The sequence below is a fragment of the Coprococcus sp. RTP21204st1_G4_RTP21204_210225 genome, assembly GCF_040915385.1.
Taxonomy (GTDB): Bacteria; Bacillota; Clostridia; order Lachnospirales; family Lachnospiraceae; genus Allocoprococcus; species Allocoprococcus comes.
In genome coordinates this window covers 1-1617 of the sequence record NZ_JBCPDP010000057.1, presented here as the reverse complement: position 1 = coordinate 1617, position 1617 = coordinate 1, and the positions used below count along the sequence as shown (strand labels likewise).

At 29.4% G+C, this 1617-nt stretch carries 2 protein-coding genes; both read right to left on the bottom strand.

Annotated elements, in window-relative coordinates; translation table 11 throughout:
• The coding region (locus AB5213_RS17045; RefSeq protein ID WP_368277023.1) for a ParA family protein at positions 1-169 on the bottom strand (169 nt) is incomplete at its 3' end.
• A gap of 19 nt (positions 170-188) precedes the next feature.
• The coding region (locus AB5213_RS17040; protein ID WP_368277022.1) for a relaxase/mobilization nuclease domain-containing protein at positions 189-1617 on the bottom strand (1429 nt) is incomplete at its 5' end.

Sequence of the window (1617 nt, the reverse complement as noted above, 5' to 3'; positions counted from 1 at the left end):
CATTATCATAGGTCGCAATATCTTCTTTTCTTCTATCCGATAATGAACGCTGAAAATCTAAATCCAATACTAGAACTTCTTTTCCTTTTTCTACTAGATAGTTGGCAAATTGTATGCAATTAGTCGTTTTACCACAACCGCCTTTCTGATTTCCAAATAATATTATCATATCTTATTCTATTTATTAATTAATTTTGTTGCTGTCCTCTTTTCTTTTTCCTGTTAGGAGATTTATCTTGCTGTACATTTATATGCTGGCTAAGAATATCACAAATAGCATCAATCAGATTAAATCCCCTTGCCAGTTCTGAATCTTGTTCAACATTTATTCTTTCCATCTTATCAAGAGTAACTAGAGTAATCCTATCTTTACTATAGCCATCTTTTATAATATTGATTCCTAAATCATCAGTACTTATGATTACTTTATTCTTTTTATCTATTAGATAAACTAAATTATCATCTTCAACAAAAAGAATTCCTTTTTCTCTTAATGTAGAATGTAAATCTGAACTATGAGCCAAATAACTATTTATCATATCAGAATAGACAGTATTTTTTTTATCCATATGCTCTTGAATCAAAATATCATCTTTTTTCACATGATAAATTCTACTTAACAACTCGGCTTCTTTAACTGTAGCAACATTAAATTTATTTGCTTCATACACTCTGCTATTATATCTAAATTCTTTCAGCAGTTTTTTATCAAGAACCAATAAAGCCTTATCATCACCATTTATAAATATTGTGCCATTCATTGAAAACCTATAATCGTAATCTAACATTGATTTCTTGAAACTATCCATTGTATATTTTGTTCCATCTTTCAAAAGAAGATTAATTATACTATTACAATGTTCTACTTTTGCTTGTTTATTAGGCTCTACTAAAAGTTCCTTCAAATCCATAACTTCCCCACCTTTCAAAACTCTCTTATTTCTATAATCAATTAATGTATATCCATAAGGTTTAGTATGTCCTTTTCCTGTATGAAAGACTAAATTTATACCAAACTTATCTTTCATCAAAGTTTGAAGTTCTGTATAGGAAAGTCCTTGCTTATATTTAAATAAAAGAGCTGTTATCTGTTTTCTTCTTTCTTCATCAGGTGTATATTGTTTAGCTTTATCTTTTATCTGCTCTAATTGAATTGAAGCGTGCTTTTCACCACCCTTATACAAAATTAATAATCCATCCTTTTCTCTTAATTTCCATCCTGATTGTTCAAGTAACAACTTATATTGCTGCACTGTAGAAAAAGAAAACTCCATGTATTTTGAAATATCATCTTTAGCCTTCAAAGCTAAATCAACATTCATTATTTGATTTATGACTTTCTGTGAGCGCACAGCTTCCATATTATCTTTTACCTTCTGTCCGTTCTTCTGTACTCGTGTAGAAACAATATGTACATGATTATTTTCTGTATCAGAATGAAAATATATCATATAAGGATTATTTCCATAACCCATTTTATTTATATATTGCAAAGCTACATTTTTCAAATCATCTGCCGAATATTCACGCCCCTTACATGAAATCACTGCATGAAATTGTTTTGCCTTGACCGCTGGATTAGTCCTACAGACAGATTCCATATAAGCTATATAATCC